Origin of the sequence: Phormidesmis priestleyi BC1401 (genome assembly GCF_001650195.1) — a bacterium.
Taxonomy (GTDB): Bacteria; Cyanobacteriota; Cyanobacteriia; order Leptolyngbyales; family Leptolyngbyaceae; genus Phormidesmis_A; species Phormidesmis_A priestleyi_B.
Window position 1 is genome coordinate 104,935 of record NZ_LXYR01000001.1, and the last position, 25,960, is coordinate 130,894.

The window sequence follows — 25,960 nt, forward strand, 5'->3', positions numbered from 1 at the left end:
AAACCGATTTTGACGCAGCAGTGAGGTGAAAGCCTCTTCATGGAGATAGATTCTAAGTCGTAGAGATGCTCACCTATTTGATAGAGGTTTCCGATAGCGCGTTAACGATCGGCACCCCCTCTTTAACAGAATCCTCTTTTTTAGAGTGAAACCGGATTCCCAGAAAAATGTCATAAATGAAGCCGAGAAAGTTTTCTTTAAGTAGCCCGATCGACTGAGGGCTTCCTTTTGCATCTAACAGCGGCTTGGTTGCAACATAGGCTCGTTCGTAGTGATACCACGGCACCGAGGGCCACAAATGATGGATCAGGTGATAGTTTTGACCCATAATCAGCCAGTTGAGTAAGCGATTCGGATAGACTCTGGCATTTTTCCAGCGATCGCGCTCCTTAAAGGGGCGATGCGGAAAATAGTCGAAGAACAACCCTAAAACTAAGCCCACGATCGCAAGTGGAATAAACCAGAAGTTAAACACATATCCCAGGAAATCGTAGTGATAAGCGAGGTAAACCACTAGCCCCAGAGAGAGCCGCGCTAAAAACCATTCTAAAAGTTCATTCTTGCGCCACAGCTTGCGCTTAAAGAAAAAGAACTCGTGATACATAAATCGGGCGTTGATAATCCACAGCGGACCCATCGTAGAAACCACATGGTCAGGGTCGTTGTCAGGATCATTCACATTTGCGTGATGCTGCATGTGCACCCGCGTAAACACTGGATATGAGAAACACAGCAAAAACGCGCTGCCGTGCCCCAAAAAAGCGTTCACAAGTTTATTTCGATGGGCAACCCCATGACAGGCATCGTGAATCACGGTTCCTACCATGTGAAGCGCCAAAACATTTAGGCAGAAGCAGCACCAATCAACCCAACCCCAGCACCAATAGCCCAGCGTTGTCATCACCGCTAACGCTACTGAGAGCCAAAAAATCAACAGGGTTGGATTGAAGTCGCCAGGAGGACCCAGCAACTCTTTAGGAACTGTCAGGGGCTTTGTTGCCGCCGACATTATTTCTTTCTCCTTTGTCGTATTCTCACTTAATGTATACGATACGCAGAATCGTGAACTTAAGTAAAGCCCATTCAGCGTGACTATTAAATCAGATCAAATTCCGTCAACCCAGTCGCGATCGGTCATTGCCTGGTCAGAAGACAGGGTTGGGCAATCTTTAGGTGATTGGGAACATGGTAGAAAAAACGTGGTCAAAGTGATCAAGATGCGAGAGAAACGTATTGGTCTGAAAGCTTTGTAACTTCAGGGGTTTTTAAGGTTGACGCGGGGTTGAGTCGCATAGTCAGACGCAGCGAACTCCCATCTATCAGTTGCACTTTCCCATCTAAATTGTTTATCCAATTGAGGTTCACTACAATGGTGCGATCGCAGGTTAAGACAGGTTTGCAAGTTGGCACACTAGCAATGGGTGCGGCGATGCTGTTGAGTGGCGCGGCGATCGCGGCACCTAGCCAAAACGTGCTGCTCGCGCAAGCTGCGTCGCCTTCTGGAGATGTCGTAGTTCCTATTGAAGGAACGGGCGGAAATTCAATTCCTGGCTCTACGATTCCTGGTTCTACGATTCCGAACCCGCCGTTGAGCGGGGTGCGGTTTGCGTGCCAAAGTTCTAACGGTCAGCCTACCGTGATGTATATGCCAGAGAGTCAGCCCAATCAGTCCTATCCTTGGGCTGTTCCAAGTGCTTTGGGGGGAGGCTGGAGTTCTGATCGTCGCTGTGGTGAAATTGCTCGTCGTCTAGAGTCTTATCGATCTGATGGGTTAGTGGAGATGAAGACCGCCGTTGAGAATGGCTACAACACGATTTGCGTCACGACTGATCGCGTTCCGTCTTGCCGCATTGTGTTGACGGTGCCTACCGGACAAGATCCCCTCGCGACTCGCGATCGCGTGTTTCAAAACTTGACGATCGCCGATAGCGGTCAACAAACTCAGGGCGTTTTAACCTACGGGCAAAATGGCTCAGACAGCAATATTCTCAATCAGCTAGGCGGTCTGCTGGGCATTCGTGGCATGGGACGCAGTAGGGCAGCGGCTCCGAGAGTTGTACGCAGTGACATCAACCTAAAGCCATTTCTCGATCGTAAAGATGGCGGCACAGGCGAACGCTTAAATGGCGGGTCTGCCGTTCGTTCTAACTCAGCACCTCGCTTGCCTCAATTGTTCCGCCGTTAGAAGTTCTCGCTCACAGGCTCTCTTAATTTTTCTGCCAGTTGAATCACGATCGCGCTGAGTCGATCGGGTTTGGCTGGCTTTGTCATGTGAATATCTAGCTGACACTGAAACGGGGTCAAACATGGTAATATCCCTGATGCCTCTGTGTTAGAGATCATTGACATCTGGCTAAAAAGCTTTGCTCTTAGAAGTGCCCACTAGAGACGAGTCTTCGCTTAAACTACTTACATAAACTTTTTTAATCAAAGCTAAGATTCGATCGAGCGACTTAGTCAAATCCATAAGCAGCCGTTTTTGCCCATAGTCTTAGCGAGACAGAGCAGCCCGTCGAGACTTTGACCCTTCCACAGTTTTAGAAACCTGATTGTCATCTCGCTAACATTTACTCTTTGTAGTCCTTCTGGATTCTGTTCATGCAATTGCAACCTTCCCAGCGTAGAACCAAAATTGTGGCGACGATCGGTCCGGCGACCAGTAGTCCAGAAGTCTTACGTCAACTCATCGAAGCTGGAGCAACCACGCTACGCCTCAATTTTTCTCACGGCACTCACGACGATCATTTACGAAGCATTCGACTGATTCGGCAGATCTCCTACGACTTAAATCAGCCCGTTGGCATCTTGCAAGATTTGCAGGGACCCAAAATTCGATTAGGACGCTTTGAGAATGGTGCGATCGTGCTCAAAAAAGGCGATCCGTTCACGCTTACGAGCCGTTTGATCCCCGGCACTCAAGAGATTAGCTCGGTCACCTATGACTTACTGGCTGAAGAAGTGCCGTCGGATGCCACGATTATGCTAGACGATGGCAGAGTCGAGATGAAAGTAGAATCAGTCGATCGCGCGGATCGATCGCTGCACTGTCGCGTCGTCGTCGGCGGACCGCTTTCTAACAACAAAGGGGTGAACTTTCCGGGGGTTTATCTCTCAGTCAAAGCTCTCACCGACAAGGATCGCAAAGATTTAGTGTTTGGCTTAGACCAGGGCGTAGATTGGGTTGCTCTGAGTTTTGTTCGCAATCCTCAAGATGTTTTAGAAATCAAAGAACTGATTTCTAGCGCTGGAAAAGCCGTTCCGGTGATTGTCAAGATTGAGAAACACGAAGCGATCGAGCAAATGGAAGCCATTTTATCGATCTCTGATGGGGTGATGGTGGCGCGGGGCGATTTGGGCGTTGAGCTTCCCGCCGAAGACGTGCCCATTTTGCAAAAGCGCTTAATTGCTACCTCAAATCGACTCGGCATTCCGGTGATTACGGCGACCCAAATGCTAGACAGTATGGTCAACAGCCCGCGCCCGACTCGTGCTGAGATTTCTGACGTGGCAAACGCCATTCTAGACGGCACCGATGCAGTAATGCTCTCCAATGAGACCGCTGTTGGCAACTATCCGATCGAAGCCGTGCTAACGATGGCGCAAATTGCGGTGCGGATTGAGAAAGAGAAGGGCAAGCGTATTTCAGAAGATGCCGGACGATCGATCCCCAATGCCATCAGTCAAGCGGTCGGACGGATCTCAGAGCAGCTAGGAGCCGGAGCCGTGATGACGCTTACCAAAACAGGAGCCACTGCCCGAAACGTCTCGAAGTTTCGTCCAACAACGCCCATTTTGGCAATTACGCCCCACGTGGATGTCGCTCGACAGCTTCAGCTTGTTTGGGGGGTAAAGCCTCTACTCGTTTTGGATCTGCCGTCAACCTGGCAAACTTTTCAAGCGGCTCTCAACGTCGCCCAAGAGAAAGGGTTGGTGTGCGAAGGCGATTTAGTGGTGCTGACTGCTGGAACGCTACAAGGGGTGCCGGGTTCGACTGACTTGATTAAAGTAGAAGTCGTGACTGCTATTCGCGGCAAAGGAGTCGCGATCGGGCAGGGATCGGTGAGCGGACGGGCGAGAGTTGCGGCGATCGGAGCCGAGATTTCTCACTTCAATGCAGGAGAAATCCTGGTCGTGTCTGCCACGAGTGCCGATAATGTTGAAGCGATTCGCAAAGCGGCGGGGATCATCACTGAAGACAGCAGCCTTACGAGCCACGCTGCCGTGATTGGTCTTCGATTGGGGGTGCCTGTGATTGTAGGTGTCAAAAACGCAACAGCCGTGATCCGTGATGGTGAGATTGTCACACTCGATATGCAGCGAGGCTTTGTTTATTCGGGGGCTGCCAACTCGACTCAAACAGAAGCCGCTCTCTCGCCCGTGTTGCTCTCATAAAGTTAAGCTGTGATCTTACGGATCTCTCACCTTCAGATTGATTAAGTTATCAAGTAGCATCTGCCAAATACTGAGATCAGGAACTCGCATCGTAGATAGACTCAAAACGACGCAGATTTTTAGTGAGGTTGTGGCACATGGTTCATCCCGCTCCGATCGTAACGACGATCAACCCGATTAAGTTTGGCACCGATGGCTGGCGGGGATTGATCGCCGCCGACTTTACCTTCGATCGCCTCAGATTCGTTGCGCCTCTTGCGGCGCAAATTCTGGCAAAAGTCTACGGCAGCACCACCGGGAGCAACACCATTATTGTGGGATACGATCGCCGTTTCTTGTCGGAGGAATTTGCCCAAGCGACAGTAGACTCGGTGAGAGCGATCGGGTTCGATGTCATGCTGTCTGAATGCTTTGCGCCGACTCCTGCCTTTAGCTGGGTCGCTAAACAGCAAAATGCGCTGGGGGCGCTGGTGATTACGGCGAGTCACAATCCAGGTAGCTATTCTGGGCTGAAGGTCAAGGGAGCCTTTGGGGGATCAGTGCCGCCCGAAGTGACGCAGCAGATCGAAGCCTTGATCCAGACAGAAACCGTAGAGCAACCGTCTGAGAAGCCAGGTTCATTACAACTCTTTAATCCTTGGACAAGTTACTGTGAAGGGCTGAGATCACTGGTCAATATCGATGTCATTCGAGAGGCGATCGCCCAGGGCAAACTCACGGTTTTTGCCGATGTGATGCACGGTGCAGCCGCAACGGGACTGGAAAGACTGCTAGGAGTTCCGATTCAGGAATTAAACAGCGATCGCGATCCCCTATTTGAAGGCGGTGCCCCTGAACCATTACCGCGCTATCTATCCAAGCTACTGCAAACGATTCGCGATTATCGCAGCGATGCCCCCGTTGTGGGATTGGTATTTGATGGAGATGCCGATCGCATCGCTGCCGTCGATGGACAGGGCAATTTCCTCAGTTCTCAAGTCTTGATCCCCATTTTGATCGAGCATCTTTTTGTCCGCAAGGGCTATTGGGGCGAAGTTGTAAAGACGGTGAGCGGCTCAGATTTGATGCCCCAAGTTGCTAAACTGCATAACCTACCCGTGTTTGAGACTCCGATCGGATACAAATACATCGCCGATCGGATGTTAGACACTCAAGTTCTCTTGGGCGGTGAAGAATCGGGTGGGATCGGCTATGGGCATCACATTCCTGAACGAGATGCGCTGCTCGCTGCCCTTTATCTTCTAGAAACCGTGGTGCAAACGGGGCAAGACTTGGGCGAACAATATCATCAGCTTCGACAAAAAACGGGCTTCACAGCGGTTTACGATCGCATTGATCTCCCCCTCGCCAGCATGGAGATTCGGGCAAAGCTGCTCACTCAACTGCAAACCCAGCCTTTAAAGGAGATTGCAGGACGATCGGTGATTCATTGTCAAACCGACGACGGCTACAAATTTCGGCTGGCAGATCAGAGTTGGTTATTGATTCGCTTTAGTGGCACCGAATCCGTTCTGCGGCTTTACTGCGAAGCGGCAACGATGGATCTGCTGCATCAAACGCTCGACTGGGCAAAAGACTGGGCAAATTCGGTCTAATGATGGGAGTTTCGACTCCGCTCAACTTACCAATCAAACGTGAGTTCGAGAAATTCTGTCGCTGCGTTGCTCACCCGCCCTGGATTAAAAATCCGGGCTAACCGTGCGAAGTCTACTAAAGGGACTGAAAGCTCGGTGAAGTTTGACTTCAACCCGTTTCAACGGGTTTCGCACGGTTAGCCCGGACTTCCAGTCACGGGCGAGGCGGAATCGTAGCGAGTCACGTTTGTCTAACTGACGTAATCAAAGGTTGGGGGCGAAGCTGAAGTCTGAGCAGTAAACCTCTATGTGCAATTTCTTAAGGGCATCCGAGACTGTCTCTTGTCGCAACCCCAGTGATTGGATTGGTTCCTGAAGCCGTTTCGCAAAGCTTCTTGACGGTGTAGCGATCGAGCAACGCATCGGTAAAATCTGCTCCCGTCACGTTTGCCTCATCTAAAATGCTGCGCGAGAGGGTCGCCTCAACAAAAATCGTGTTGCTCAAGTCTGCCTTATAGAACGTGACGCGATCGGCTAATGCCCATTTCAGGTTTGCCCCTGCTAAATTGGCTGACAGCAGATTTCCGTTGGTCAAAATTGCGCTCTTTAAGTTAGCCCCTTGAAAATTGGCTTCTCGCATCTCAGCCCCGACAAAAACCCCTCCCTCTAAATCAGCATTCGAGAAGTCACGATGTTGAAGCTGAGTGCTGGTGTAGTTAATGGTCTTACTTTGAGCGTTGGCGGCAGGAGCTGCAGCCAGCAATACCCAAAGGCAAGCCAGCGCTAGAAGAATAGCTAGACGGACGAGAAATGAGACTGCGGGTGCAGTCCCTTTAGATGTTTGAGGCACGATCGAGGGCTGAGTAAACAAGTGCATCGGCAAAAAATGCAGAATTTTGATGGGCTTCTTATCTTCTCTTATTTCTTAGATTTAACCGCCTGTTGAGCTAACCAGTCATCTCCCACACGAATGGTTAAATCAGAATCTAAGTCTCCAACCGAGGCAGACTCGACTCCACCAAACCCGATCGCTCCTTGCAAAGTTTTTGCCGATCGTAAGTCGCCTTTCTGCACAATGATCTGAGTTTGGCTCTGATGATCTGCCCAATCTTGCGTGAGATAGATATTCTGATATCCCAAGCTGGTCAGATAGCTGACAAATTGATTGCCTGCGTTGGGCTGGCTAGACGCATTTTGCACCGCGATTTTGACAGGAGCGCTGGCAGGTGGACTGGACGGATCAGCAGACCCGATTTTGAAATAGTCCTGCATGACGCGATCGCGTTTCTGCGGGTCCATAATCCAATAGCTGGCAGCAAACTCGTCTGGCGTGCTAAACCGTCCTGGCAGCATCACCATTTTAAAGTCATCTTTCTCTAATTTCACCCCAAAGTTGACCAACGCCAACATTTCTTCGACGCTGAGGTTGGTGTCAATATACTTCTGCATCATCGCAATTAGACTGGGCACTCGTGGCAGCACCAAAGGGCTTGCCAACTTCGATCGCAGTGCCTTGATTAGTGTTTGCTGACGCTGAACCCGTCCAATATCGCCAAAATTATCGTGACGAAATCGCGCAAACTGCTCTGCCTGGTCACCGTTTAGAGTTTGCCAGCCTTGAGCCAGGTCAATCTTTAGCTTTTGAGTATTGTCTACATAAGACATCCGTTCGGGCACATAGACTTCAACGCCGCCCAGCAGATCGACCAACTCGCGAAACGCATTGGTGCTAACGCGCACATAGCGATCGACCTCAATGCCGTTCATGGTGTTGGTGACGACTTGACGAGCCAGCGCCGGACCGCCACTCGCGTTTGCCTGATTGATCTTTGTCACCCCGATCCCCGGAATCTCAACTTGAGTATCTCTGGGAATTGACAGCAGATTGACGGTGTTGTCAGATGGGTCGATTCGCAGCAGCAGCATGGTGTCACTGCGACCAGAGAAAATTTCTTCTGAGCTATCAGCGACTCCAGGAACTTTATCAATTCCCATCACCAAAATGTTGACGGGGCGACCCACATGATATTGAAAACCACTGCGCCACAAGTCATTAAAGATCTTTTGTCCTTCCGCAGGGGCAACCGCACCAGGGAGCGGAGTAATCATTGCAAGCGTGGTGCCGATCGTCGCAGAAGCGGTGGCAGCAATCAAAAAGGTAAAGCCCCAAAATAGGGAGCGGGCGATCGGAATACCTCCGGCAGACTTTTTTGAGGGAATCGGCACCGAAGAGCCAGAAACAGTAGGCACAGACTGCCCTTCACGATTTTCTAGCACGGTCGGCTGTCTTGACGTTGATTGACTCTTCAACTGATCCACTCCCTACCCTTTAAAAAAACTAGCCTCATCACCCAGATTTGATCGAAACTGGTCACCCCAAATGATTCTTCGACATCTTAACCTAAACCTTCTGGCTTTCTCTCACCATCCCGATGGAATTGGCTGTATCGCTTGATTGCAAGAAGCTTCTCTCAGTCAAGAAACCGAGCTATTCCTCTATTGATAAAGAAATCGTTACCCGTGTAATCTTCTGGAAATCCTACCTTTGAACCTGAGCTTTAACTATCTAGCCGAAGCAGACTAACTAACCGATTTCAGCCATCCCGAACTTTTCACCAGACTTTATCGTCTTTATTGAAAAGGTAGGATGAATTGAGAAGAATCCGCGAAGAGCCACTGTTTAGGAGATCTAAAATTCTGGGATTCACTAAGATTGTGACGGGGTAAACATCTGTCTGAATGCTTCTCTCGCAGCTAACTACCCGGTTTCGGCTCCAAATTTTCTTCTCCTTTGACGTGCCACGCAGCCGATATTCCCTATGACCCAACCTCTCGTGCCCGTTATTCTCGCTGGAGGCAAGGGCGAACGCTTTTGGCCTTTGAGCCGCAAACATCGTCCCAAGCAGTTCTTATGTCTTGACGGGAGCGATCGTAGCCTCTTACAGTCAACCGCCGATCGTCTGCTCCACATCGCCAAGGGGTGGGACAATCTTTGGGTGGTCACCGCTTCTCACCTAGCTCAGGGAGTCTGCGAACAACTGCCTGAATTGCCTCTCGCAAATTTGCTCATCGAACCTGAAGGACGAGATACTGCCCCTGCCGTCGCTTGGAGCACTTTAGAGATCGCAAAACGCTACGGAGAGAATGCGATCGTAGGGTTTTTCCCTGCCGATCACTGGATCGACAATCAGGAGATTTTTGAGGACACCCTCGCTGCCGCCGTCGATCTTGCCGTCAAAGAAGCCGCGATCGTGACACTCGGCATAACCTGCAATCAAGCGGCAACAGGCTATGGCTATATTGAGCAAGGCGAAAAAGTTGGGCTTTACGGCAGTGGTTCAGGGTATCCGGGCTATCGCGTCGATCGCTTCACAGAAAAACCCGATCGCGAGACTGCTCAAGCATTTCTAGACAGTGGTCGCTTTAGCTGGAATGGCGGGATGTTTGTCTTTCAGGCAGACGTTGCTCTCAAAGAATTACGTCACCATGCTCCAGAAATTTTGCTGCCGCTCGAAGAGAAAGGCGTTGCTGCTTATCCGACGCTTCCTAAAAAGAGCATCGACTATGCCTTGATGGAGAAAACCGATCGTGCCTATGTGCTGCCTGTCACGTTTGGCTGGGACGACTTAGGCGATTGGGGAGCGATCGAGCGGCTCCTCAAAAAAGCAGACAACCCCAACGTAGAACTGGCGACCCATGTTGGCTTAGACACCCAAGGAGCCGTGCTTTACTCAACCGATGCCGATGAGCTGATTGTCACGATCGGTTTAGAAGATACGGTGGTTGTCCGCGACGGAAAAGTGACCCTAATTGTCAAAAAAGATCGAACTCAAGAGATCAAAACCGTTCTCAAAACGCTGCAAATGAGACCAGAATTTGAGGGGTTATTGTAATAACAGCCCCTCGGTGAAATCACGATCGCTCAACCCACCGCAGCAGAACTCACCTGAGTCGGAACGCTGTGTTCATCTAAAAAACCATGCGTTTTCATAATGTCATAGAGATTCACCTCGTTCTCCAGCAGGCAGCTGTGACCACTTTCGGGCAGAATCACCACATTGGCATTGCGAAACGCCCGTTTTAAGCGATAGGCTTCTGGCAACGATGGCAGCAGCCTATCTTCTGCGCTCGCAATAATCAATGTTGGCTGAGTGAGCTGTTTTAACTGCTGCTGAGGCACCCGAAATTGGTGAAGTAAAGCCATTCGCCAGATCGAAGTTTTTTGAGGCACCGATCTCACCGCCTGAATCAATGCCTGTCGATCTACATCTGCTATGCGATCAAACGATGCCAAGAGCGGTAAAAACGTCACGGACGAAAATCGATAAGCCACTTCTGGTAAATAGCGGCTGATTTGCGATCCCCACGCGATCCAAGGTCTGCGATTAAAAGATGAAGCGGGGTTGACTAGAATGATTCGGTGAAATAGGTCAGGTGCTAGAACTGCCACCTTCATCGCCAAGCAGCCCCCGAAGGATTCTCCGCACAAATAAACCGATCGCTGATTTCCAGCTAGTTCGCCTTTGATTAAGTCGGTCACCTGCTGAGCTAATTCGTCCCAACCCGTTAAGTCGTCAGGCGGAATTGCTAGACATCGCACATCAAATGCGGCTTCTAGTCCTTCTGTCTGTGCTCTCAGAAGTTGCCCTGTCCCGTCCATTCCGGGTAGAAACACAAACAGCGGACAGTTGGGCTTGAGCGTTTTAGGGGTCAGAAAACAAGGGTGGCTCATGGAACAAACACTTAATTAAAAATTGAAACTCTCTCAATAGCATCCCTGAAGCAGTAAGCGATTAATCTCATCGTGGCAATGGCTGGTGAGATGATGAACGATTTCGCGTGCCCCCCTGCCTTGATATTTTTGTCGTTGGGATGGAGTGATCCAAAACGGACGACCTATCAGGACATCTACGCGCTGATAAATCACGAGTGGATGCCAACCCTCTTGCTTGAATAGTGGCTCAGAGGGGTCAAAAAAACTGAGTAGCTTGAGAGGAACCGCCGAACTCTTCATCTCATCTTGAACCGCGATCGCGATCGGCAACACTGCCAAATCTTGCACCGGAGCTTTGAGCGCCAAATGAGCAAACCCTCGCTGAAAGTCTCCCATCTCGCATCGTGCCGGACTGTTGACCATTGGCTCGGTTCCTTCTGGGAACACGCCCACCGCTTGCTGGGTTTGCAATAGTTGAATCGCCTGATGGAAAAAACTCTGCTGCCGTTGATCAGAGCTTTCGAGCGGAAAGCAGCCTAACTTTGTGACCACTTCGCGCATGACGGGCACCTGCCCCATGTAGTGATGGCAAACGAACCGAATCGGGCGGTTAATTGCCGACATTAATAGAGGGGCATCGAGAAAGCTGCGATGATTGCTGACTATGAGAGTGGCACCCGTTTGAGGTACTCGATCGCGGTGATGTAGATACATTTGAATGCCCATCGCCGAGAGCAGCAACCGCGAAATTTGAAGCGGACTATCAGAAGCCATGCAAATCGAACTAGAGTTTCTACAAATGGATCGTTAATCTAATTATTAACCTTACTTTACTAAGGTTAATAAATGTCTCAGGATAGAAGTATTTGCTCGACGGTTCTAAAGGTCAACTCTCTGGCTGGCGATGCTTCCGCAGGTTCTGAGCAACACTTGTGATGAGGCGATCGAGCTAAAGTCAAGAATCGTCGGGTTAACCGTGGGCTGATAGGCTTCCTTGAACCTTCTGTTCAGTTATTTAAGATTGTCTGCCTAATCTTGCACGACGTTATTGGTTAAACTGGGCAAAGCGGCGATAAGTAGGAGTAGGGCTGCTCTGTGTTTATTAAAAGCCGACGCTGATTTAGATCGAATCACTGTCAGTAGCGAGTTCAAGCCCCTTGTGAACTGCTGACAGTCAATTCGGGGATCGTTTTGATGGTATCCATGAGTTCTGACATAAAGAAGCACACATTTTCGATTACAACACCGCTCTACTATGTAAACGATCTACCTCACATTGGTAGTGCATACCCGACGATCGCGGCAGATGCGATGGCGCGTTTTCAGCGATTGCAGGGAAAATCTGTGCTGTTTGTGACCGGAAGCGATGAGCATGGGCAAAAAATTGAGCGCACCGCTGAGGGCTTGGGGCGATCGCCGCAAGAGCACTGCGATCTGGTCGTAGAGGGTTTTAAGAGCCTGTGGGATAAGCTCAACATTCGCTACGATCGCTTCATTCGCACCACTGACGAGCGTCACGCCGCGATCGTCAACGAGTTTTTTCAACGAGTTTGGGATAACGGCGATATCTATCTGAGTCAGCAACAGGGCTGGTATTGTGTGGCTTGTGAAGAGTTTAAAGAAGAGCGAGAGCTTCTCGACGACCACTACTGTGCGATTCACCCCAACAAACAAGCCGAGTGGCGCGACGAAGAAAACTATTTCTTTCGGCTGTCAAACTATCAGCAAAAACTCGAACAACTCTATCAAGATCACCCCAACTTTATTTTGCCGACCACCCGCCGCAATGAAGTGCTGGGTTTTGTGGGGCAAGGCTTGCGAGATTTTTCAATCTCTAGGATAAACTTAGATTGGGGCTTCCCGGTGCCTATCAATCATAAGCACACGCTCTATGTTTGGTTTGATGCTTTGTTGGGGTACATCACTGCCCTGCTTGATCCCGATAGCGATCCGACGTTAGACAACGCGCTGTCTCAGTGGTGGCCGATCGACATTCATCTGATTGGCAAAGACATTCTGCGGTTTCACGCGGTTTATTGGCCTGCGATGCTGATGTCAGCAGGGCTGTCTCTCCCCGATCGTGTCTTTGGTCACGGTTTTCTCGTCCGTGATGGTCTAAAAATAGGCAAAAGCACAGGGAACGCGATTGACCCAGTGCCTCTTGTCGATCGCTATGGAGCCGATGCCGTTCGTTACTATTTCCTGAAGGAAATCGAGTTTGGGCGAGATGGGGTGTTTGATGAGGTGCGTTTTGTCAACATTCTTAACGCCGACTTAGCAAACGATTTAGGAAATTTGCTCAATCGAACGCTAAAAATGGCACAAAGATATTGTGGCGGTAGCGTTCCTAATATCTCTGGTGAGGAGGTGCCGACCGATAATTTCTTAAAATTGGGGGGGGTAGAATTAGGCGATCGAGCTGCTAGCTTTTATAATGCTCTTGCATTTAGCAGTGCTTGTGAAGCCATTTTGACATTGGTTAGAATGGGCAACAAGTATATCGATGAACAAGCACCCTGGACGCTCTATAAGCAAGGTAAACAAGCGGACGTTGAGCAAGTTCTTTACTCGGTTTTAGAATCAGTTCGATTAGCAGCGTATCTTTTGTCACCTATCATTCCAACGATAAGCACCCAAATTTATCAGCAGTTAGGATATTCGGCTGACTTTAGTGACACTCGTTTACTGGATGTTTCGACCACCTTTTCAAGCCATCAGACGTGGGGAATCCTTCCAGCTAGACAAATTTTAGGAGAGCCGCATCCGGTGTTTCAAAAGTTAGAGCTTCCGGGGGAAGGTTCTCCTTAAGGGCTTAAGGTCATGGTTTTTCTACATTTCATACAGATTAAGCATCACATTCTTTTCATAACAAACTGAGGTTAGCAATCGTGTTGAATCATTTAAACGAATCTGAAACCGTCTTTTCACCAGAGCAAGTTCTTGAAAATCGCGGTCGAGTTGCCATCTTTATTGATGGGTCTAATCTCTTTTATGCAGCGCTGCAACTGGGGATCGAAATTGACTACACTAAACTGCTTTGTCGCTTAACGGCGGGGTCTCGCCTGCTGCGATCGTTCTTCTACACGGGGGTCGATCGCACCAACGAAAAGCAGCAGGGCTTCTTGCTGTGGATGCGTCGTAACGGCTATCGCGTCATCTCAAAAGATCTGGTGCAGCTTCCCGATGGCTCTAAAAAAGCAAACCTGGATGTCGAAATCGCAGTCGATATGATGTCGCTAGTAGGGTCGTATGACACGGCGGTGTTGGTGAGCGGCGATGGCGATTTGGCGTATGCGGTGAATGCTGTCAGCTATCGTGGGGTGCGGGTTGAAGTGGTCAGTCTGCGATCGATGACCAGCGACAGTTTAATTAATGTTGCCGATCGCTATATTGACCTCGACAACATCAAAGAAGATATTCAAAAAACACCGCGCACCTACACCTACCGTCCGCTAACTGGGGTGGGGATCATGGACGACTCCGACGACGATCACTCGATCTAATCGGTGATTCAAACAAGAGTAGGGGAGTGATCGAGAGCTACGCCACACTTCCTTATTCCTCTGTTGAGCGAGAAAGCTAGAAGCCAAACGGGGATCATTTTGGCGCTCGATCGCGTCCAAATGTTTATGAATGCCTCAAATAGTTCTATGCTGATTTCTATTAAAAAGCCCAGTTTGAATCGCGCGATCGCTCTAAATTTACTGCTCATCACCTTACTCATAGGCACAGGCGGCTGTTTTAATCGCAACCGAACCGCCGACAAACTCAAAGAAGACACGAAAGAAATTCAGCGATTTGACAGCAACCTCACGTTTAACGATGTCACCCTTGAGCAAGCAGACGACAAGGGAAAGCTGTGGTGGAAGATGAAAGCCAAGCAAGCCAGCTATAGCAAAGATCAAAAGAACGCAGTCATCGAAGACCCAAAAGGCGAACTTTATCAGGATGGCAAGCCTGTGTTTCAGATCGCGGCACAAAAAGGTGAGGTCAAAGGCGATGGCAAGTCTATCTTGCTCAAGGGAGCGATCGTAGCGACTGATCTTCGAGATGGCACAATTTTAAAGGGTGACGAGTTAGAGTGGAAACCCACTGAGGATGTGCTGTTCGTCCGCAATAACGTAACGGGCACCCACAAACAAATGCAGTTTTCAGCCCAAGAGGGACGGGTTTTGACTCGCGCTCGAACGATCGAACTCTTTCGTCAGATTGTTGCTTTGTCTAAAACGCCCGAACTTCAGATTAGAACAGAGCACCTGACGTGGGATGTTAAGGGAGAGAGAGTAATGGGCGATCGCCCGATTCAGGTTGACCAGTATAAAAATAAAGTGTTGACCGATCGAGGCTCGGCTGACAAAGCGGAGGTCGATTTGAAAGCCAAAACCGTCAACCTCCAGCAAAACGCCAGACTCGACTTGAAAGAAAAAGGGGTGCAGGTCAGCAGTAACAGTCTGCTTTGGAATTTGGATGCTCAAACCCTTGCTTCTAGCCAGCCGATTACGATTGTCAATCCGCCTCAGCAAGTCACCTTAAACGCCAATCAGGGAGCGGTGGATTTGCAGAAAAACACGGTTGATCTGGTAGGAAACGTCCGGGGAGTGGGGCAAAAAAATCAGTCGAAGTTAGATGCCGATCGAGTGCTCTGGTTCATCACTACACAGCGATTTGAGGCAACAGGCAACGTGAATTATCGACAAGAAAATCCGCCGTTTAGCCTTTTAGGTCCGAGAGCGTCGGGCAAGCTTGACGATCAGCAAGTCGCGGTCAACGGGGGCAGAGTCGAGCTTCAAATCACTCCACAGCCACAGCAGTAGCGCTATCCTGCATCGACTTCTGGCTGTTCGGCTTTTTGTCCGAGGCGAGGTTCTGTCCCGGCTAACAAGCGCTGAATATTTGTGCGGTGAAGCCAAATCACGTAAACGCCCCCTGCGATCGCAAACAAACAATAGGGCAGGGGCTGACGAAACGCGATCATCAACGCCGTAACGCTGATCGCTCCGGTAATAGAACTTAGGGATACGATGCGGCTGATGGTAATGCTGACCGCAAATACGGCGATCGTGCTTAATCCAATTCGCCAATCCATTGCTAACAGAACGCCGATGCTGGTCGCGACCGACTTGCCTCCTTTGAAGTTGAGCCAGATCGGTTTGCTGTGTCCCAATAGCGCCAGCAATCCAGCGAGGGTAATCATCCAGGGCTGCCAGTTGGCAAGATTTACGTCTACGACTTTGGTGTAATAGAGCCATCCGGGGAGACGAGTGAATGCGAAATTTACGGCTGCGATCGCCAAAAATCCCTTAAGTGCGTCGATCAATAAAACCACGATCGCGGGTGCTTTTCCCAGCGTCCGCAGCACGTTTGTTGCCCCGATCGAGCCTGATCCTTCGTCTCGAATATCAATGCCTTTAAGCAGCCGTCCGGCTAGATAGCCTGTCGGAATCGAACCCAGCAAATAAGCCAGGATCAGGAGGAGTTCGTTATTGATATACCAGGGGAGCATAAGAGGAATGAGTGATGAGGGATGAAAACTTAATTATCCATCAGTCGTTGTCTGATTGAATCGTTGGGCAGAATTGGGGCGACGATCGCAAAAAGATCTTCATGGTACTAATAGATCTGAAAGATCCTCTTACAGATCGAAATGATGAGCAACGACGCAGCACCCGGAATTCAGCAAGAATTGAAGCAAATCGCCCAAGCCACCTTTGAGCTATCTGAGAAGATCGATACGCTCACCGATGGCATCCGAGATATGCGAGAAGGCATTGTAGATCTGAAGGAAACGATCGCGGCTGGATTTGAGCGAACCAGTCTGAAGCTCGATCGACTTGCTGATTTGACAACGAACGGATTTCAGGATGTCAAAGAAGAATCACGACGACAAAACGAAACCGCTCGAATGCAAGCCGAGAGTGTTTCTAGACTGATTGCCATGATTGAAGCTAAAGAGCGTGATCCGTCTGAGCGCCGCTGAAATAATTTTTAGTAATAATAATTTTGCTGCGGCATCTGCTGAGGGTTGGGCGCAAACGCCAGCCACATTGGGAATTGCAGCATCGCCAAACTAATCATCTCTTCGGTTTCGTCGATGACGATCAGCGGAAGCAGCCCATCTTTCACTAAGCGATCGGCTTTCATCGCCAAAGGTTCTGGAGTCTCAAATAAAGTTAAGCCCCGATCGGAGCCAAAATCACTGCGAGATACGCCTAGACAATCTTGCAACCCGCGCCGCCATTCTCCTAGACGTTCGGGAGAGTTTGCGAGAATTAGGGTGCGGAGACGATCGCCGTAGATTTGATACAAAATCGAAATCACCGCAGACGAGACGAGAATGTTTTGTAGTCGAGAACCCGTCGTGCGAACTGCGCCCCGTCCGCCCTGGGTGAAAAACCAGTTAGAGACTCGCTCGGCGTGAATCGGCTCAAAAGTGCGTCGCAGTTGCCAAACCGACCCGTAATAGTCAGGCTGATTGCGAAACTGATCGATTAGATTGCGAATCTTTTTGGTTTGCTCTTGAAAACTCTGCTCGGCAAATCTGGGAGTCGATGGCTTTTGGGGTTTGTCTTCTACGATCGACACCACCGTTCTTTCTGGCGGCTGAGGTTTCTCAAACTCCAACTGTTCTGCGGCGAGTGCCAAATCTTGCAAACTGCCCACCAAATAATCTTTAAAGCTCTGGACTCGAATGGCGATATCTTGCGAGGTTCCAGCAAAGGTGGTTCGCATCTCATTGCGAATGCGTTCTTGACGGCGCTCTAACTGCTCGATCGCGATTTGCAGCGTTTGCCGACGATATTCTAAGTCGCCTAAGCTGTCTTGCACAAGCCGCCCCAGAGAAGTCTGAGCGTTTAGAGTCTGTTCTTGCAACTGACTCCGAACCGTTTGCAGAGACGCGATGTCTGCTTTGAGTGACTGTTCTTGCTGGTTTAAGTCGGCAATCTTCTGCGTTAAAGTCTCGATTTCTGGCTCCGAAATCGGATTTTCTTCAACCAATTCAGCAAGTTTTGCCACATCAGCAGAGTCTAAAAGTATCTCCTCGATCGCGTCAGATATTTGGGTCGGCAGTTCGTCAGAATTCATAGAGCGTGGGTCTAGAGATTAAAGGTTAGAGAGAGTGAATCGCGTCTGTACTTTACAGGAAATCAGGTGTTAGCGTTTTGGTTTTTGGGAAATCGCTGTTCTAAACAAGTCCGCAGCGTCTTTGGGTCGAAGATGATCGGCAAAAAGTGGATGCTATTGACTTCTTTGAAATAAAACAAAATCGGCACAGGCGACCAAAAGATTTCCCAGTTTTGCCACTCTCGAAAGGGAAAGCGACGAATCAGCGTTTCACCTCGATAAATATCCAAATCGGTCTCGGTAAATCTCAGACGCAGCATCACGGTTTGGATCAGCAAAAACAGACTGAATAGGGCGATCGCTAAACTTACCCAAATTTGCACAAACAGCAAGGGCACGGCAGATAAGCCCAGCACGATCGGAATCGTGTAGCTCGGAGCTAGCTCGATAGAACTTGGAGAAGACGCAGCAGTGGTCACAAAGCTTAATCTCACAATTTAGGTCACTTCAGTTCCTATTTTAGAGATGAATGTTTGAGAATGCACTGAGCATCAAGGATTGTGATTCCGCTTGCAGTTGTGATGCGGCATTGAGGAATGATTTGAGCAATCGCGCCCAAATTTCTCGATTTTAAAGTGGCATCACTAATCGGCAACTTTTGAGAAAGAATCAAAATACCCGCGCTAGTTTGCGTCGTGATAAATACACCAAATTCCGTAGGCATCGTTTTACGATCGTGCGTGACCAAAATTCCATCTTGTGCCGCGATCGTCAGCGCTTCGCAATCTGGTTTTGCTTCTAATCCTGCTGCATTAGCTGATTGAAAATCAATGGTTGGTTATCTGCGAAGGATTCCAGTCACGATCGCGTGTTTGAGATCGGCATCTGCTTGAAATTGAAGCTTAGTCATCCGTTGGTTTGCTTCTGCACCTGAGCCTCTGCCAACTTTTGATATAGAGCCGGATTTTTTTGCCTCAGCGATCGCCGCAACGCTTCAAACTCGTTTTCTCCTTCTTCGAGGTAAGCGTCAATGAGTTCTCAATTAGTTTTTTTGATATTAAGCGATCGTTTGATCAGCGAATCAACAAAATCGCAGACTGAAGCAGACCGATCACAAACCCTAAGATGCCGCCCAAGTTGACGATCGCTTGCAGTTCACTTTTCACAATTCCGTTAATCGCGTTTTCTAAATCTGCGGGAGACGTGGCTCCGACGCGATCGACAATCACCTGATCAATATTCAAAATCGGGATGGCTTGAGCCACAATGTTTTCGAGATCTCGCTCCAGATATCGCTCTAAAATCAACGCCAATTCCTGACTGATCACTTCTAATGAGCCAGTCACCGCCTCCGACGTTTGCAGACGAGCCAAAACCACCGATGCCACATTTTCCCAATCGACCGACTTGCTCAAGCCCTGCAACACGTCAGCCCCTCGGTCTTGCAGATATTGGCGGACGCTTTCGCGCATGGTTTTGCGGAGTTGTCTGACCGTTGAAACGGGCAGGTCTTGCAGCGAGAGGTTTTGCAGCCATTCTCTTAAGCGAGTTTTAACGCCGAGCGAAAACACCAGCTCTGCCAAGACTTTATTACACGCTTCTCTTTCGTCTAAACAGAAGGCTCTTAACCGCACCAAAGAGTTGCGAACGCCAAAAAGATTAGCGACGACCCAATACGTCCCGCTTGTTTTTTCTCGAAAACCTTCATCAATGACTTGAATATTGCGATCGGTCAAAAAATCAATCAACACTTGACGAATCCGATCGGGCGGTGCAACCGCTTGAGTCACCCAATCTGCCAATTTGCCAGACTGATCATTGCTGAGTTGAAATTCTAGAATCACCTGATCAAAAATCTGGTTAAGCTGCTCCTCTAGAAAGTCTTCACGCCGTGCCAACACCTTTAATAATCGCGGCAACGACTGCCCAAATAAATCTCGCAGAATGTTTGCCACAATTTTGGCGGTTTTCTGCTCTTTGTCTGATTCGAGCTGCTCAAGCGCCAGTTTTAAAAGCCACAGCAGCGCACTCTGCACCCGCTCAGTTTGCAGCAATCGCCGCGCCAGTTTTTGCAGCTCATCAGGAGTCAGCAACGATCCCATAATCGTGTCAGAAATTCGTCTAGCAAGGCGTTCTTGATTGCGAGGAATCAGACCCGGCGTAAACGGAATGCGCTGTTTGCCCAGATAAAGCGCTCGATAGGGGCGAAACAGCATTTTGATCGCGACATCGTTGGTGAAATATCCAATAATTCCACCCACGATCGGAGGAGCGACAAAGAGCCAAAGTGTAGAGAGATCTGTCATCCTTTCATAATGACCAACACTCCCATCGTACCCCCGGCAGTGGGATAGTGCATAGCAGATGCAAATCCGGCTTGGTTGGCAAGGCTGACTTGTTTTGCACCCGTCGGAAATTTGTCGAGACTGGGAGCGATGTAGGCATATTCTTCGGTAAAGCCTAGCCGATGAGCCGCCGGAACGACCACTTCATCGAGATACCACTTTTGGAACGCCCTCACCCACCCATTACTCGGACGGTGCATATCGAGAATGGCAGCTTTTGCCCCCGGCTTCAAGACGCGGCGAATTTCTTTCAAACTGAGCAGAATGTCGGTCACGTTCCGCAGCCCATAGCCCATCGTGGCGCAATCAAACTGGTTATCAGAAAAGGGCAACGTCAAAACGTCCGATTCTACCCATTGAATCGCGGGTTTGAGACAGCGACGAGTTGCCCGATCACTTGCCACCGCTAACTGAGCCGACGAAAAATCAACGCCGTAAACCTGTCCTGTTTTGCCTACTTTCTCGGCTAACATCTGGGCAAGGTCGCCGCTGCCACAGCAAAGATCGAGGCACACGTCTCCCGGTTTGGCACCGCTCCACTTGACCGCCATTTGTTTCCAGATGCGGTGTTGCCCAAAGCTGAGAACTGTATTTAGCTCATCATAGACAGGTGCGATGCGATCGAATAAGGCTTGGATTTGGTCAGATTTCATCCGATTTTGGGCTACCGATTTTGGACTGAAGACCCCTTGAAAAAAGCAGGTCTTTAAAATTCTAGATTTTAAAGACCTGCTTTTTGGCTTCGCGCTGCTAAATCGTATTAATTAACCTAATCTCTATGCCACCACAGAAGAATAATGGCTGCACGTCAACGCCAACGCAACCTGTTGGGCAGAGAGATGTAAGAGCAAAAGTTCATCTTCTCTGAGGGTGCAAGGTTGCTTCCATTGCAGAGACAGCACCGCCAGCAGTTCACCTCGCAGCGTCACCGGAACAATCAGGTGCGCCTGAATTCCAGAACTGGTGTAGTGAGGGCTGTCTGACAAACTGGCATCGGCAGGAACGTTGACAGAAACCTGAATTTTTTGAGACGCGATCGCCTCTCTCACCATTGAGTCTTTCTCTAACCAATTTTCTAAAGGCTCGGCGGTGCTATAGCTGCCGTGAGCTGTAAGCGTTTCCTTCTCGACGAGTTGCAAAATGCAGCCATCGGCTACAAAGTTTTTGCCAAATGCGGTCGCGATCGGGGTCAACGTGCTTTCTGAGCTAGAGGCATTTTGAGCGACCTGAATGATCGTCGAAAGCAACGCGGTTTGAGCCTGCGATCGCCGCAGTTCTTCGGTGCGTTGTTTGAGCAATTCATAGGTCTCGGCGGCTCGCTGCACAACTGCTTTTAGCTCGCTAGGGTCCCAAGGTTTGGTGATGTATTTGTAAACCTGTCCAGAATTGATTGCCTCAACCAGGTCTTCAACGTCGGTAAACCCGGTGAGAATAATTCGCATCGTGTCAGGAAACTGGGGCACCGTGCGGCTCAAAAACTCTGTCCCTTTCATTTCGGGCATCCGCTGATCGGAGATGATCACCGCGACCTCTCCCTCAGCAGACAAAATTTCTAATGCTTGCATCCCACTCTCGGCTTTGAGAACCTGAAAATCTCGCCGAAAGGTGCGATAGAGCAAATCAAGGTTATCTGGCTCATCATCGACGACCAGCATTTTGGTCTTCTTAGGACGCTCTAAACTCACCAACTGGCGGCTAATAGGATCAAGCTCTGGAATTGTGTATTCCATTAATAACGAACTCCTTTGCAAAGATAGGAAACAGCCGATCGCCGACAGTGACTTCTGTTTCGGGCGTTCAGCAAGACATTGGGCAGATGGTACCCCTTTAGTGTTGCCACTTTGCTCCAATTTTTAACAGAAATCAATAAATAAAGATATCCGAGCCGTAATGGAGGTCAGTTTGTGGGTATTTATAAACTGGGTCGTTATTTTGTCAGTCGATCGAGCGCAAATGGACAATGATATGTCGTTTAAGAGCAAGCGGCTTGCCGTGTTGATTGATGCAGAAAACGCGAGTGCTGACGGGATTGAGACGCTTTTGCAGGAAGTGACTCAATATGGAACCGCCCACGTTAAACGAATCTACGGCGATTGGACAAGCGGGCAACTTGTCAATTGGAAAGCCAAACTTAACAAACTTGCCATTCAACCCATTCAGCAGTTTCGATATACGACGGGCAAAAATTCGACAGACAGTGCTCTGATTATCGACGCGATGGATTTGCTCTACACGCGCAACTTTGACGGGTTTTGCATCGTTTCTAGCGATAGTGATTTCACTCGTTTAGCCAGTCGCATTCGAGAATCAGGGCTAGTGGTTTATGGATTTGGTGAGCCAAAAACGCCAGAGGCTTTTGTGAGTGCCTGCGACGAATTTATCTACACTGACAAATCCAAGCCACTGGAAAGTTCTACATCTGATCTATCAACCGGAAACAAGCAACGCTCAAAAGATGCGCAGAAAGCATCCGTTCCTTCTCCTTTTGATTCAATCGCTCCGTCCAGCGGAACTAAGCAGAACTCAAAAGACGCACAGAAGGCATCTAAAGCCCCTGCTTCTACGTCAACGAATACGAGTCAGCAAAGCTTGAAAATCGATAAGAAGTTGTTGAAGCTTTTGAAGGATGCTTATGCGGCGATCGTAGAAAATGATGGATGGACACGTCTAGGAACTCTGGGAGCACAAATTAAAAAGCTGTCCCCAAGCTTCAATCCCAAAAACTATGGTCACAATCAGCTTTGGAAGTTGTTAAAAGCGACCAATATCTTTGACTTTAAAGAAACTCACAATAGTAAAGATCCGAAGATTAAAGAGATGTATATCAAGCAGCGTTTAGAAGCTTCTACTCAGTGTCTCTAGTCCCAAGATTCTTTGCCGTGCTCCCACAAAAGCCCCTCTTGTTCTAACTCTTCAATCACCTGCAGCCCGCGAATGTCACCCAATTTGAGCATCGCCGATTTTGCATCTTCGCGCACACCTACGTCTGAATCTTCAGCAAATGACTCAATGAGCGCGTCGATCGCCGTCGCATAAATCACGTTTGACGGCAGTTCTCGACAGAGTTGACCCAACGCCCACGCCGCATTACTGCGAATCGCCGCTACTGGGTCTTGTCTCAATGCCTCAATCAGCGGGGCGACCGCCGCCACCACCACGTCATACCCTACCGATGTCATTTGTGCCAGCGCACTGGCTGCCCACAGCCGAACGGCTGGAATGTCTGTTCTGACCGCTGTAATTAGCGTTGGTAGGGAGCGACGATCGCGGCAGTTTCCCAGCGCCCAGACGACACCTTTCCGCACATAGCCATTCCAATCTTCGTCATACTGCTTGACCAGTGGCTCGACCGCATCTTTGCTAGGGTTGCGCCCTAACGCGTAGGCAGCACTCACGCGCACCAGCGGGCAGGCATCGCTCAACAGTCGAATTAAATGAGGAATCGCCCGATCGTCTTGCAGTTCACAAAAGGCTCGTGTCGCCATCATTCTCTGCTGCACATCCTGCGAGTCAAGGATTGCCAGCATCAAGTCGGGGTTAGGCTTCTGGACTTCTGACTCATCTTCGATCGCAGGAATTTGATCTAGCGGGTTGGCTAAATCAACGTCGATATCTAAGACGGTCAAATCATCATCGCTATACATATCTAGTAACTTTACCGCACCCGATGACTAGAGAATTTTGAATTCAAAAATTATCATAATTCCAACGACTTGACCATCCACAGTGATTGAGTTTGGTAGCCTAATGTCTGGTATAGCTGAAGAGCAGGCTGATTGGATGTAAAGACTTGTAAGCCAATCTGTCGATCGCCCCGCTCTTTTGCCCAGTTTTCGGCATGACGAACCAACGCCGCCCCAATGCCTTTGCGTCGGTGATTTGGCATGACATACAGCAAAAAAATGTGAGCGTGGCGATCGCCGCTGGCTTGGTCGATGGCGTTGCCCAGCCACAAACCCGCGATCGGCTGCCGTAGCGAGCGCGAGGAAGGCAGACCTCCCGTAGAAATAACCTGACTGGATTCAACCCACCAGATCGGCGTTTGATTTGAGAGATATTGCTCGATCGTTACTGCTAAGTGAGTCAAGTCGCCCGTCGGATAAAGCTCTTGATATGTGCGCTGCATAAACTTCACTAGCAGCGCCCTGTCTAGTGTCGAGCCTACTTGCAGTCGATAATCAGAGGGTAGCTGACTAGACACGAGTAACGGATTAGAGCTTCTCGGATGGGGCAAGATCGTCAGGCAGTCCTTTAATCAGAGCAGACAGGGCGGGAGGCAAGCCAGCCACAGAGTTGGAGTCAGGAGCCTGAGCTTTGTCGCTAGTTGGATTGACTTCTTCGATCGGAGCCGGAGCCGCCATGTCTGAAGGAAGAAAGATTCGAGCACTGACTGCCACCAAGGCAACTAAGAAAACTAGCACGACCAGTAGAGGGGCGACATACTGACGAAGAAAAGCCATAGGACGGGCGATCGCAATGAAGGGATTTTTCTAAAAAATAGCTCAAGATTTGTTAAAAACCTCTCATCTTATCCTACCGCTGATCACCCCTTCTAAGATGGAAAAATTTAAAGCTCGTCCAAAGGCGTAGAGTCAGCGTTCCAGGGCGCAAAGATGGGTAAAAGCATCAACCCTGGCAGGGAAGCGAAAATGGTGATGATGAAAAACCACGTCCAGCCTGTCGCCTCGACCAATCGCCCAGCCGGAGCCACTAAAATATTTTGACTGACCGCCATCAGACTAGAAAATAGAGCAAATTGAGTCGCTGAAAAGCGCTGATTACAAAGACTCATAAAGAATGCCACAAAAGCAGCCGTGCCCAGTCCTGCACAAAAGTTCTCAATGTTGATCGCCACCACCATAAAGGGATAGTTTTTGCCAACCTGCGCCAACCCCAGATAAGTCAGGTTGCTGATTGCCTGCAAACCACCAAACACCCAGAGCGATCGAGCGATGCCCAATTTGCTGAGAACGGCTCCCCCTGCTAAAACGCCCACGATCGTTGCCAATAATCCCATTCCTCCTTGAATGGCACCCACATCGGTTTGGGTGAAGCCCGTCTTTAATAAAAACGGCAGCGACATATTGTTGACGAGGGAATCCCCCAATTTATAAAGCACAATGAAGACCAAGACAGCACTGCCCCGCAGCGTCCCCAATCGTTGAAAAAACTCGATAAAGGGCAGAGTGACTGCTTCCCGCAACGAGTCGGGCGGTTGGGGTTGCAGCTTCGGTTCGGGTGCCCACAAAGAGGCGAGAATTCCAATCCCCATCACGAGAGACAGAAGTAGATAGACGACTTGCCAGGAAGTCCGGTCTGCCAAAATCAACGCCAATGCGCCTGTCACCAATAAGGCAATTCGATATCCGAGCACTGAAACGGCTGCCCCCGCGCCCATTTCGAGTGGCTCTAAAATATCGGTGCGATAGGCATCAAACGCAATGTCTTGACTCGCACTCAGAAACGCAATCACCAGCGAATTAATTGCTAATAGCTGCAGCGATTGTTTAGGATTTTGCAGCGCCATTGCCGCGATCGCTATCACCAATCCGATTTGCATAATCACCAGCCATCCCCGGCGGCGACCGAGAAACGGCGGCACAAACCGATCTAAAAGGGGCGACCAAAGAAACTTCAGCGAGTAAGGCAACCCGACTAAGCTAAACAGCCCGATCGCGCTTAGTTGAATGCCTTCAACAGTCATCCACGCTTGCAGCGTTTTGCTCGTCAAATAGAGCGGCAGTCCTGATGCGAAGCCCAGCCATAAGAGAGCCACCATCTTGCGGCTTTGAAACACTTGCAGAGGAGATGAAGACGGTTTCACGACAGGCGGAACTCCTTTAAAATAGGCAACGCAAAATGCGTTCTAGCCA

26 protein-coding genes are annotated in these 25,960 nt (G+C 49.5%); 9 read left to right on the plus strand and 17 right to left on the minus strand.

The window, feature by feature from the left end:
• Nucleotides 1-73: 73 nt before the first annotated feature.
• The gene (gene crtR / locus A8707_RS00550; RefSeq protein WP_068814324.1) at nt 74-1,009 is read right to left on the minus strand and encodes a beta-carotene hydroxylase; all 936 of its coding nucleotides are present in this window, start codon (nt 1,007-1,009) and stop codon (nt 74-76) included.
• 360 nt (nt 1,010-1,369) lie between these two features.
• Between crtR and A8707_RS00555 the strand changes: the two genes are divergently transcribed.
• Nucleotides 1,370-2,185: a COP23 domain-containing protein gene (locus A8707_RS00555; RefSeq protein WP_068814325.1), complete on the plus strand. Its 816-nt coding sequence runs from the start codon at nt 1,370-1,372 to the stop codon at nt 2,183-2,185.
• On the opposite strand, the gene A8707_RS30105 is transcribed toward A8707_RS00555, so the two are convergent.
• On the minus strand, nt 2,182-2,304 hold the full coding sequence (locus A8707_RS30105; protein ID WP_269452632.1) for a hypothetical protein: 123 nt from the start codon (nt 2,302-2,304) through the stop codon (nt 2,182-2,184). The genes A8707_RS00555 and A8707_RS30105 overlap by 4 nt on opposite strands.
• Before the next feature lie 294 nt (nt 2,305-2,598).
• Here A8707_RS30105 and pyk point away from each other — a divergent pair, with 294 nt between their 5' ends.
• The gene (pyk, locus tag A8707_RS00560) at nt 2,599-4,392 is read left to right on the plus strand and encodes a pyruvate kinase (RefSeq protein WP_068814326.1); all 1,794 of its coding nucleotides are present in this window, start codon (nt 2,599-2,601) and stop codon (nt 4,390-4,392) included.
• 137 nt (nt 4,393-4,529) lie between these two features.
• Nucleotides 4,530-5,987 carry a phosphoglucomutase/phosphomannomutase family protein gene (locus A8707_RS00565; protein WP_068814327.1) on the plus strand — a complete coding sequence of 486 codons (1,458 nt, stop codon included), beginning with the start codon at nt 4,530-4,532 and terminating at the stop codon, nt 5,985-5,987.
• A 298-nt stretch (nt 5,988-6,285) separates the two neighbouring features.
• Here the strand turns inward: A8707_RS00565 and A8707_RS00570 are convergent, their stop codons facing one another.
• Complete coding sequence (locus tag A8707_RS00570; protein ID WP_082906164.1) at nt 6,286-6,843, minus strand: pentapeptide repeat-containing protein; 558 nt, start codon at nt 6,841-6,843, stop codon at nt 6,286-6,288.
• Between the two features lie 41 nt (nt 6,844-6,884).
• A complete protein-coding gene (locus A8707_RS00575; protein WP_082906165.1) occupies nt 6,885-8,285 on the minus strand; it encodes an LCP family protein in 1,401 nt (466 codons plus the stop codon).
• Between the two features lie 500 nt (nt 8,286-8,785).
• Between A8707_RS00575 and A8707_RS00580 the strand changes: the two genes are divergently transcribed.
• Complete coding sequence (locus tag A8707_RS00580) at nt 8,786-9,859, plus strand: mannose-1-phosphate guanylyltransferase (protein ID WP_068814328.1); 1,074 nt, start codon at nt 8,786-8,788, stop codon at nt 9,857-9,859.
• Between the two features lie 29 nt (nt 9,860-9,888).
• Here A8707_RS00580 and A8707_RS00585 read toward each other — a convergent pair whose 3' ends face one another.
• Nucleotides 9,889-10,698 carry an alpha/beta fold hydrolase gene (locus A8707_RS00585; protein WP_068814329.1) on the minus strand — a complete coding sequence of 270 codons (810 nt, stop codon included), beginning with the start codon at nt 10,696-10,698 and terminating at the stop codon, nt 9,889-9,891.
• 33 nt (nt 10,699-10,731) lie between these two features.
• The gene (locus tag A8707_RS00590) at nt 10,732-11,454 is read right to left on the minus strand and encodes a lysophospholipid acyltransferase family protein (protein WP_068814330.1); all 723 of its coding nucleotides are present in this window, start codon (nt 11,452-11,454) and stop codon (nt 10,732-10,734) included.
• Nucleotides 11,455-11,883: 429 nt separating this feature from the next.
• Here A8707_RS00590 and metG point away from each other — a divergent pair, with 429 nt between their 5' ends.
• From metG to lptC, 3 genes are all read left to right on the plus strand, one after another.
• Nucleotides 11,884-13,488, plus strand: a complete 1,605-nt coding sequence (gene metG / locus A8707_RS00595) for a methionine--tRNA ligase (protein WP_068814331.1) — start codon at nt 11,884-11,886, stop codon at nt 13,486-13,488.
• Nucleotides 13,489-13,568: 80 nt separating this feature from the next.
• Nucleotides 13,569-14,183 (plus strand): LabA-like NYN domain-containing protein, encoded by a 615-nt coding sequence (locus A8707_RS00600; protein WP_068814332.1) that lies wholly within the window; start codon nt 13,569-13,571, stop codon nt 14,181-14,183.
• A 63-nt stretch (nt 14,184-14,246) separates the two neighbouring features.
• On the plus strand, nt 14,247-15,494 hold the full coding sequence (gene lptC / locus A8707_RS00605; RefSeq protein ID WP_156518301.1) for an LPS export ABC transporter periplasmic protein LptC: 1,248 nt from the start codon (nt 14,247-14,249) through the stop codon (nt 15,492-15,494).
• 2 nt (nt 15,495-15,496) lie between these two features.
• Here the strand turns inward: lptC and plsY are convergent, their stop codons facing one another.
• On the minus strand, nt 15,497-16,183 hold the full coding sequence (plsY, locus tag A8707_RS00610; RefSeq protein WP_068814334.1) for a glycerol-3-phosphate 1-O-acyltransferase PlsY: 687 nt from the start codon (nt 16,181-16,183) through the stop codon (nt 15,497-15,499).
• Nucleotides 16,184-16,324: 141 nt separating this feature from the next.
• Between plsY and A8707_RS00615 the strand changes: the two genes are divergently transcribed.
• Nucleotides 16,325-16,657 (plus strand): hypothetical protein, encoded by a 333-nt coding sequence (locus tag A8707_RS00615; protein WP_068814335.1) that lies wholly within the window; start codon nt 16,325-16,327, stop codon nt 16,655-16,657.
• Between the two features lie 8 nt (nt 16,658-16,665).
• Here the strand turns inward: A8707_RS00615 and A8707_RS00620 are convergent, their stop codons facing one another.
• The 6 genes from A8707_RS00620 to A8707_RS00645 form a co-directional block, all read right to left on the minus strand.
• A complete protein-coding gene (locus A8707_RS00620) occupies nt 16,666-17,763 on the minus strand; it encodes a DUF3086 domain-containing protein (RefSeq protein WP_068814336.1) in 1,098 nt (365 codons plus the stop codon).
• Nucleotides 17,764-17,825: 62 nt separating this feature from the next.
• Nucleotides 17,826-18,221, minus strand: coding sequence for a DUF3119 family protein (locus A8707_RS00625; RefSeq protein ID WP_082906167.1), 396 nt, complete (start codon nt 18,219-18,221; stop codon nt 17,826-17,828).
• A 35-nt stretch (nt 18,222-18,256) separates the two neighbouring features.
• Complete coding sequence (locus A8707_RS28835) at nt 18,257-18,466, minus strand: hypothetical protein (RefSeq protein ID WP_197484549.1); 210 nt, start codon at nt 18,464-18,466, stop codon at nt 18,257-18,259.
• A 349-nt stretch (nt 18,467-18,815) separates the two neighbouring features.
• Nucleotides 18,816-20,048 (minus strand): DUF445 domain-containing protein, encoded by a 1,233-nt coding sequence (locus A8707_RS00635; protein WP_068814338.1) that lies wholly within the window; start codon nt 20,046-20,048, stop codon nt 18,816-18,818.
• The gene (gene ubiE, locus A8707_RS00640; RefSeq protein ID WP_068814339.1) at nt 20,045-20,740 is read right to left on the minus strand and encodes a bifunctional demethylmenaquinone methyltransferase/2-methoxy-6-polyprenyl-1,4-benzoquinol methylase UbiE; all 696 of its coding nucleotides are present in this window, start codon (nt 20,738-20,740) and stop codon (nt 20,045-20,047) included. The genes A8707_RS00635 and ubiE overlap by 4 nt, the downstream gene beginning before the upstream one ends.
• A 123-nt stretch (nt 20,741-20,863) precedes the next feature.
• Nucleotides 20,864-21,817 (minus strand): response regulator, encoded by a 954-nt coding sequence (locus A8707_RS00645; RefSeq protein WP_068814340.1) that lies wholly within the window; start codon nt 21,815-21,817, stop codon nt 20,864-20,866.
• A 160-nt stretch (nt 21,818-21,977) separates the two neighbouring features.
• Here A8707_RS00645 and A8707_RS27400 point away from each other — a divergent pair, with 160 nt between their 5' ends.
• On the plus strand, nt 21,978-22,949 hold the full coding sequence (locus A8707_RS27400) for an NYN domain-containing protein (protein ID WP_231947878.1): 972 nt from the start codon (nt 21,978-21,980) through the stop codon (nt 22,947-22,949).
• Here A8707_RS27400 and A8707_RS00655 read toward each other — a convergent pair.
• The 4 genes from A8707_RS00655 to A8707_RS00670 all read right to left on the minus strand — a co-directional run bounded on the left by A8707_RS00655 (nt 22,946) and on the right by A8707_RS00670 (nt 25,911).
• Complete coding sequence (locus A8707_RS00655; RefSeq protein ID WP_068814341.1) at nt 22,946-23,731, minus strand: HEAT repeat domain-containing protein; 786 nt, start codon at nt 23,729-23,731, stop codon at nt 22,946-22,948. The genes A8707_RS27400 and A8707_RS00655 overlap by 4 nt on opposite strands.
• 53 nt (nt 23,732-23,784) lie before the next feature.
• Complete coding sequence (locus A8707_RS00660; RefSeq protein WP_068814342.1) at nt 23,785-24,288, minus strand: GNAT family N-acetyltransferase; 504 nt, start codon at nt 24,286-24,288, stop codon at nt 23,785-23,787.
• A 10-nt stretch (nt 24,289-24,298) separates the two neighbouring features.
• Nucleotides 24,299-24,547, minus strand: coding sequence for a hypothetical protein (locus A8707_RS00665; RefSeq protein ID WP_068814343.1), 249 nt, complete (start codon nt 24,545-24,547; stop codon nt 24,299-24,301).
• Nucleotides 24,548-24,654: 107 nt separating this feature from the next.
• Nucleotides 24,655-25,911 (minus strand): AmpG family muropeptide MFS transporter, encoded by a 1,257-nt coding sequence (locus A8707_RS00670; protein ID WP_068814344.1) that lies wholly within the window; start codon nt 25,909-25,911, stop codon nt 24,655-24,657.
• Between the last annotated feature and the right edge of the window lie 49 nt (nt 25,912-25,960).